At 67.3% G+C, this 7,424-nt stretch carries 8 protein-coding genes and 1 CRISPR repeat array; of the genes, 4 read left to right on the top strand and 4 right to left on the bottom strand.

Translation table 11 applies throughout. From position 1 onward, the window contains the following. The first annotated feature begins 136 nt into the window (after positions 1-136). Positions 137-966 (top strand): IS5 family transposase gene (locus AB0E19_RS37910; protein ID WP_362189590.1). Its coding sequence is split into 2 segments (ribosomal slippage): positions 137-484 and positions 487-966, totalling 828 coding nucleotides; the frame shifts between segments, so codons are not numbered across the junction. Here AB0E19_RS37910 and AB0E19_RS37905 read toward each other — a convergent pair. Beyond that, positions 947-1,354, bottom strand: a complete 408-nt coding sequence (locus tag AB0E19_RS37905) for an Imm10 family immunity protein (RefSeq protein WP_362189587.1) — start codon at positions 1,352-1,354, stop codon at positions 947-949. The two genes, AB0E19_RS37910 and AB0E19_RS37905, sit on opposite strands and share 20 nt — an antisense overlap. A 783-nt stretch (positions 1,355-2,137) precedes the next feature. On the opposite strand from AB0E19_RS37905, the gene AB0E19_RS37900 reads away from it, so the two are divergent. Together AB0E19_RS37900 and AB0E19_RS37895 are read left to right on the top strand one after the other, a co-directional pair. Then, complete coding sequence (locus tag AB0E19_RS37900) at positions 2,138-2,521, top strand: hypothetical protein (protein ID WP_362189584.1); 384 nt, start codon at positions 2,138-2,140, stop codon at positions 2,519-2,521. Between the two features lie 311 nt (positions 2,522-2,832). Then, positions 2,833-3,312, top strand: coding sequence for a hypothetical protein (locus AB0E19_RS37895; RefSeq protein WP_362189581.1), 480 nt, complete (start codon positions 2,833-2,835; stop codon positions 3,310-3,312). Positions 3,313-3,338: 26 nt separating this feature from the next. Here the strand turns inward: AB0E19_RS37895 and AB0E19_RS37890 are convergent, their stop codons facing one another. After that, positions 3,339-4,097 carry a transposase gene (locus AB0E19_RS37890; RefSeq protein ID WP_362189593.1) on the bottom strand — a complete coding sequence of 253 codons (759 nt, stop codon included), beginning with the start codon at positions 4,095-4,097 and terminating at the stop codon, positions 3,339-3,341. 10 nt (positions 4,098-4,107) lie between these two features. Further along, a CRISPR array of direct repeats spans positions 4,108-4,688; the repeat unit is 29 nt; unit sequence GTGCTCCCCGCGCCTGCGGGGATGGACCC. Positions 4,689-4,937: 249 nt separating this feature from the next. Here AB0E19_RS37890 and AB0E19_RS37885 point away from each other — a divergent pair. Continuing rightward, positions 4,938-5,210: a hypothetical protein gene (locus tag AB0E19_RS37885; protein ID WP_362189578.1), complete on the top strand. Its 273-nt coding sequence runs from the start codon at positions 4,938-4,940 to the stop codon at positions 5,208-5,210. A gap of 186 nt (positions 5,211-5,396) precedes the next feature. Here the strand turns inward: AB0E19_RS37885 and AB0E19_RS37880 are convergent, their stop codons facing one another. Together AB0E19_RS37880 and AB0E19_RS37875 are read right to left on the bottom strand one after the other, a co-directional pair. After that, positions 5,397-5,789 (bottom strand): SCP2 sterol-binding domain-containing protein, encoded by a 393-nt coding sequence (locus AB0E19_RS37880; RefSeq protein ID WP_362189575.1) that lies wholly within the window; start codon positions 5,787-5,789, stop codon positions 5,397-5,399. Positions 5,790-6,859: 1,070 nt separating this feature from the next. Beyond that, complete coding sequence (locus tag AB0E19_RS37875) at positions 6,860-7,273, bottom strand: hypothetical protein (RefSeq protein ID WP_362189572.1); 414 nt, start codon at positions 7,271-7,273, stop codon at positions 6,860-6,862. Positions 7,274-7,424 lie beyond the last annotated feature (151 nt).

Here is a 7,424-nt window from a genome sequence, read left to right as displayed (position 1 = left end):
GGAACAACTCCCACAACTCATCCGGCACCAGCCGCTCGGCAAGACTCGTCATGCCCGGCACAACGAGCCAAACCACCAAAGGAAACGACGTCTTAAGACGTCGTTTCCTTTGGTGTGATCGTTCGTTGAGCAGTGCATGACGGATCTGGTCGAGCACCTGGTGCCGGAGGAGTTGTGGGTGCTGTTCAGGCGGGTGGTGCCGCCGACTGAGGTGAAGCGTCCGCAGGGCGGGGGCCGACGCAGGGCTGGTGACCGCGACGCCTTCGCGGCGATCATCTTCGTGGCCACTTCGGGCTGTACCTGGCGACAGCTGCCGCCGGTGTTCGGCCCGGCCTGGCCCACGGTCTACCGCCAGTTCGCCCAGTGGAGCCGGGACCGGTTCTGGGCCCGGCTCTACCGCGTGATCCTCGACGAACTCGGAGCGCGAGGCGAGCTGGACTGGTCCCGGTGCGCGATCGACTCCGTCAGCCTGCGGGCTGCAAAAGGGGGCCACTGACGGGACCGAATCCGACCGATCGCGGCAAGCTTGGATCGAAGATCCACCTGATCTGCGACCGGAACGGACTGCCACTGTCCCTGGGCATCTCCGGCGCGAATATGCACGACAGCCAGGGCCTGCAACCGCTCGTGCGCGGCATCCCACCCATCCGGTCCAGCCGCGGCCCCCGGCGCCGACGGCCGGCAAAACTGCACGCGGACAAGGGCTACGACTACGACCACCTGCGCCGATGGCTGCGCAAGCGGGGCATCCGCCACCGCATCGCCCGCAAGGGCGTCGAGTCCTCGCAGCGGCTGGGCCAGCATCGGTGGGGGGTCGAGAGAACCGTGTCCTGGCTGGCCGGTTGCCGACGCCTCCATCGACGGTACGAACGCAAGGCTGAGCATTTCCTCGCCTTCGTCGGCATCGCGGCACTCCTGATCGGATACCGCCGTCTCAACAATCCGATCAGACCGAGAAACCAGTAAGCCGAGGCCTGGCCTCCTCGCGCCCGAAGGCCAGCACCTTCGCAAGCACCTCGCGCAGCTCGTCAATGCTCTCGGCCGGCACGTCGAGCACTGCCTCGATCTTCACGTCCTCCAGCTCCAGATCATCCAGACAGTCAGGGTCCAGCGACACCGTGAGCAAGGTGTCCGTCAGAGCCACCTCGCGGACACAGCCATAGGCTGTGCACTGGTCCGGAGTCATCACGCAGTATGTGTCGAGCCCAAGCGAGATGTCCTGTGCGGACGGCTCACCGACAGCGCTCGTGAACAGCAGAAAGAAGCCCTCGTCCTCCTCCGCCACGCCAGCCTGCATCTCACCGTCGACGTCGACCTCGGCCGCAACCGAAGAGGCCGTGAACCTGTATGCCATATGCCGGTTCTATCAAAAACCCGGCACATCCCACGCTCCCCCCTCCACAACAAGTGCTTGAGAGGCCCCCATAAGAAACGACGAGCTTTTATCCAGGGACCCGGCCAAGCGGCACACAGCCTTCTACCGGTCGGCACCAAGTTGCTGTCCGAGGCCATCGATACGTGCCGCGGGCACCGCCTCCCGAACTGCCCGAGAAACGCTGCTCCTCGTCATCAACAGAGCCGCGCCGGGCTGTTTCCCGCGCGTGGGGTTGTTCGGGGTTCGGTCGCTTGGGTCGCTGTCGCTGTGGTTGGCGGCCGTGGTGAGTGGGAGAACGCTCACCGTGGTTGCTCACCACCGAACTCGCCATGCCCGGGGTTACTCACCACCGCGCTCACCATGGATGGCTCTCGACCCTTGGGGTGGTTTGTCTGTTTCGGTGAAAGTTGCTCGGGAGAGGGCCGGTGTCGGGTAGAACTGCAGGTCAGGAAGGCTGCTCCCCGCGCCCGTGGGGATGATCCCTGCCCGCCGTCCTCGACCGGTGGGCCGGCGCCCTGCTCCCCGCGCCCGCGGGGATGGACCCGGTCTTGACACGGGCGTGTGCGTCGAGGACTACTGCTTCCCGCTTGCGCGGGGATGGACTCCGGGCCTCCGTGAACTGGCTATGACGATTTCTTGGGGAGTCGTTTGTCGGGGAGTTCGGGAGGCGTGTGACCCGGGGTGCAGTGATCAACATCGACAAGTTTTGATGTCGGTAGCGTGTGTGATCACGGGTTGCGGGGTCTGCTTCATAATCCAGCTGTGGACCTATCCGATGAGGGACAGCCGCTCGATCCCGTCTGGCTTGAGATCAGCAACAACGTGTGTGGCGGCCTGGCAGGTGCCCCGAGTGCATCGTGGGTGGCCGAGTGGTTCATCGGGGCCGGTTGGAGTTCCCAATCTGGTTCGTCGTGGGAGTCGTATGAGGTCGAGACCAGCTGGTGCCGGATCGAGGTCGACCCGACCGACGGGGACACGCTCCTGAACGGAGTTGTCGATCCTCATCGGTTCGAGGAACTGGCAGCGCTGCTGACCCGGCTCGGTCTGAGCTTCAGTCTTGAGCTCTATGACGATGACGGGAGACTGCTGCGGGAGATCGAAGCCGGAGCCCTGTCAGCGCCTCGTAACGCAGCCACCAGCTTGTAGCGGTCCACTCCGGTCGCCTGCGGCGCAAGCCTCACCGTCCACCACTTCATGCAGTGTTTGCGTTCAAGCTCCCGCATCGACGTGCCGCGACAGTGGTCACGCTGGATCGCCACGTACCGCTCGACCTTGCCATCCGCGGCATGACCAGCACCGTTCACCAGGAGCATCCCGATGCCGCCCTGGCAAGAACCGCAGTGCCTCCCGAACTCGGGTTCTGGTCCAACTTCTGTGGCGCTCTCACGCTCTGTAACCTGCCGGGACTGGATGGCCCTTCGTGACTCGCCGACAGATCTGTTTGGGATCATGCCCGCATGGACTTCGACCTCGCTCCACCGACCGGCGTCGGCCTGTTGCGGATCGGTATGACTCGGCACGCGGCCAGCACGGCGCTGGAATCGCTCCGTGATCTCTCTATGATCTCGGAGTCTGATCGGCAGGGGCAGCACGTTTTCCGTCCCAGCGGGCTGATGATCGGCATTCACTGCATGCGAGACATGCTTGAAGCCATCGAGCTGGGAAGGCCGTCGTCCCAGACGGACCGAGTGTTGTTCCAGGGTGTGGACGTGTTCGCGCTTCCGGCCAGCGAGGTTGTCCGGCGCATCGGCGAGTTCACCTCGATCGAGGAAGACCCTGACGACGATGCTTCATTCATCGCCCCGGACTTGCTGCTGAGCTTCTGGCGTCCGTTCGCAGCCGACGATGAACCGGAGGAGGAGCAGGGCTACTTCTTCAACTCTGTCCTGCTGGCACAGCCTGGCTACTACGACACTCCTGCTCAGGCCGCGGAGTGACTCCAGCAGAGCTCGTGACGGGCTCGTCATGAGGCGAGCAGGACGCGTTTCCGCAGAAGGCCGAAGCCGGCCCGGCCGTACATCTGTCGCTTGATCATTTTGATCCGGTTGACGTGTCCTTCGACGACGCCCGAGCTCCACGGCAGGGTCTGACCGGCAGTCAAGGCGGCGAGATCGCGTTCGAGGCCGTTGGCGAGGGTGTGGAGGCTGGGCAGGTCGTCGGCGCGGACCGCCTTGACCCATTGTGGGAGCTGGTCGCCCTGGAGCTGGGTGAGCATCTTCTTGATCTCTTCCCAGAGGGTCCAGGCGTTTGTGCAGCCCTCGGCCCATCGTTCGTGCAGGTAGGGCTTGAAGTCGTTGAGCTTGGTCGGGCGGTTCTGCCACTGGCCCTGGAACAGGTCTTCCGGCCTCGCGGCGTCGGCCAGCCTCTGGACGGTGTGGTAGGTCATGCCCAGCTGGCGCTGGATCGATCGTCGGCTGTGGCCGGCGGCCGGGAGCGCGTGGACGCTGGCGTGCTGGACCCGGGTACGGTCGGCGAACCGGTGCCCGGTGGGCCACGGCGACCTGCTCTCGGACGGTGCCGGAGCCTTCTCCGGCACCGTATCGGCGAAGGTCGCGCGGAGGCAGGAGCGGTGGCGGGAGACGCACCGCTCTGCCGCTTCGCCGAGGTTGTGCCACAGGTGGAACCGGTCCGCGACCTGGACCGCGGTGGGGGAGTTGGTGCGTGGTTTGTCTGTTTCGGTGAAAGTTGCTTGGGAGCGGGCTGGTGTCGGGTAGAACTGCAGGTCAGGAAGAGTGCTCCCCGCGCCTGCGGGGATGGACCCGTCCGCGCCAAGCTCGCCACCGCCCGCGAGCGGTGCTCCCCGCGCCTGCGGGGATGGACCCCGGTCCGAAGGGATCCGGCAGCAAAGGGCCGGGTGCTCCCCGCGCCTGCGGGGATGGACCCGTGAACGCCGCCCACCCCGCCCAGCCCAGGCAGTGCTCCCCGCGCCTGCGGGGATGGACCCACGAGCGTCCACAGCGACACCGACCGCGGTGTGTGCTCCCCGCGCCTGCGGGGATGGACCCCAGGTCAAGGTGAAGAACACTTACGTTCTGGGAGTGCTCCCCGCGCCTGCGGGGATGGACCCCTTCGGCGCCCAGCTCGGCGCAACCCCGGAAGTCTGTTCCCCGTACGCGCGGGGATGGTCCCTCGCTGGCGAGCTGGGAGTATGTCTTGAGCCCCTGCTCCCCGCCGCTCGCTGGGATGGACCCGAGGGCCGCGGCTGGACCCTCCAGGGCGCACACTGCTCCCCGCTTCCGTGGGGATGGTCCCTGCGCGATCCCTTGCGCACCTACCGGTGACGTCGCTCCCCGTGTGTGCGGGGACGGTCCCCGAGAGCGCCGGCCCCCCCCGAGGGCGGCAGCGTGGCTTCCTGCGCACGCTGGGATGCCCCCTTCGTCCTTCAGTGGATCGACGACGCTGGCCTCTGCTCCCCGCGCACACGCGGGGATGGTCCCCTGTGCGCCGATGCGATTGTCGAGTCGGTGGACTGCCCCCTCCCGCACATGCGGGGATGATTCCCACGTGGCGGAGGCCCGCGACACTCTGCGCCGCTGCTTCCCGCCCGTGCGGGGATGGCCCCATGCTGTGGGACGTTCCCGAGATCCAGCTCAGCTGCTCCCCGCACCTGCGGGGATGGACGTCACTTCGCCGCCACGTCCAGGTCCGCCTCGTGTGCGGCGTCCGGGTCCGCTCCTCGGTCAGGATCTTCGACGCCTTCGCCAGGATGGATGCCGCTTTCTCCGGCTGCGGCAGTATCGCCAGGCGCTCCCGGTCCGGCGCCCGCCGCGCTGGGCTGATCAGCCTGTTCGCCATCAGCACCGCGAACGGGTCCGGCGCGTCATCGACCGCCTGAGCCTCCAGCTGTCGCACCACCGTCGTCAGCAGCGCGGTCCGCCGCGGGTCCGGCGTCCGCTCGATCGTCTGCGCCTTGCTCAGATGCCCGTACCGGGCCGGCGAAGCGCCGGTGGAACGTTCGTCGGCGGCTGGAAGCGTCACCCGAAGTGGGTGGCGACGGCCGCGGCCCGCCCCGCGGCGGCCTTCATTCAGCGGTATGCAGGAGGTCGGCAAGGTGGGGGATGTGGTCGAGCAGCATCATGTTTCCCTGTACCTTCAGCCGTCCCTTCATGAAGAGCCTTTTGTGGTTCTCCGCGCCGTTCACGAGCCGCACGAAGTCCTCATCGGAGAGTCCGGCGGTGACATGCGGGCTCGGGGACTGCTCGGTGAGCGGCCCGGCAGTGCACTGACTCTTGAGATCCAGGACGTAGGAGGAGGTGCCACCGGCTTCCGCGATGTCCAGACGCAGCACACAGTTGAACTTCTTACGTACTGCCGCGAGCTCGTCGTCGGTGTACCGGGCGAGGTGCCGCGAGATCGTGTCGACGATCTCTTTCGTCGTTGCGTCGGTCACTGGAGCTCCCTTGCGCATGGTCATTTCGGCGATGTTTCGGAGGTCTTCGATTGGCCGGCACCCGTACCACCCGCTGCGGTAGCAAGGTGCCGGGCCTTGAGGCTCGACGTAGGCGAGGATCTCGTTGTCCGAGGTCCCTTTCTGTGGACAACGGCTCGGCTCGGGGGAGGACATGGGTCAATCAGGTGAACATCGGCGAGCGGCCGTCAGGGGATCAGCCCTGTGCAGCGGACGACTTTGGGCAGCAGGTCGGCGGCCGTATCCCACGCGGCGAGCAGCACGGCTTGGACCTCGTCGAGACCCAGCTGCGTGTCCCAGCCGGGTCCGAGGGCGGCTGCCCACGCCTCCGGGTTGGCGAGCGGCAGGCAGCTCGGCGCCCCGGCGGCGGGACAGGAGCGTCACCACGCCGGCCACCGCACTGTGCGGAAGCTGCTTCGAGCTGCGTGCGCCCGGATTTGTTGACCTCCAGCGTGCTCGCCTCGGCCCAGGGCAGGTTCACCAGGGCACGCAGTGCCGGTGTCCGGCCGCCGGTCCCGATCTCGGCCGAGCGGCCCTGGTCCAGGCTGAAGCGGGGAGCCGGCTGCCACCGCCACACGCCGCGTCCCGAGAACGTCACGTGCCCCGGACCCCACGAGCCGCCGTCGACGTCCACGCGCCGGGTGTCGGCTGGGATCACCCACGGGGCGTCCGTGCCCCCCCCGCGGGCGGGGGAATCCGACGGCCGCGAGCGGATCCTGATCGCCCGGCGCCCGTCGACCGGTTTCGACGATCGCCTGCCAGACCGGTTCGGCGACGACGACCGCGGGGCGACCGGGGACCAGGCACATCACCCAGCCCGGCTCGCCGTCGGCCTCGTGCCGGACATCCTGCAACGCGCCCGCGCTCTGCGTTCATGCCTCCCCGGCGGGCTTGCCCAGCCTCGCTCGCGGTTCGGCAGGCCTTGGTCGACGCGCGCCCGCTGGCAGGCCCCGCTTCGGAGATTCCTTGCCGGACGAGGCCGGCGAGAGCCTGGGCAGTGGGCACGCCGGAGAGGAGCTGCATGATCTCGGTGGGGTGGCAGGAGGGTGCGGTCGAGCGGGGCCTGTCGTAGTGGACTACGAGTACACCTGCCACCAGCGGTCCGCCTCAGCGCGAGCCACTTCGGCGTCGTACTGTTTCGCGTCGAAGTGGAGTTCCGGCGGCTGGTAGGGGTTGGGAGTAAGAGGGGACCACCCCGGTACTTCCCAGTCCGACCACTGGACGATCTCGCCGAACCGCTGTACAACCACGGTCAGGAAGCCGCAGCATCCGCCCGTGCACTCGGGTTCTCCCAGCTCCAGGCGGCGCGGTTGGCCGGTCGCTCGCAACGGGCTGGGCAGCTCTGCCGGCAGCATCTGGGTCGCGTACGGTCCGCGACCACCTACGTCGACCGCTTCCTGAACTACGTCCTCACCATTGACCCAGAATCGCAGCGTGGCATTGAACCGGGGTCCCGGCGGCAGCGCCTTGATCTCCAGATAATCGGACATCAGGCCACTGTACGGGGCGCGCTGATGGCGCGACCCGGTTCACGACGCCGCTCCCGCTGTCCGCGTACTCACTGAGGTGCTCAGCAAGGTACGGATGAACGTGCTCAGCTTGGCGGCCTTCAAGCGCCGGCTTGTGGGGAGAAGAAGGGGA

Origin of the sequence: Streptomyces sp. NPDC047974 (genome assembly GCF_040653375.1) — a bacterium.
GTDB lineage: Bacteria > Actinomycetota > Actinomycetes > Streptomycetales > Streptomycetaceae > Streptomyces.
This window is presented reverse-complemented; position numbering and strand designations above follow the sequence as displayed.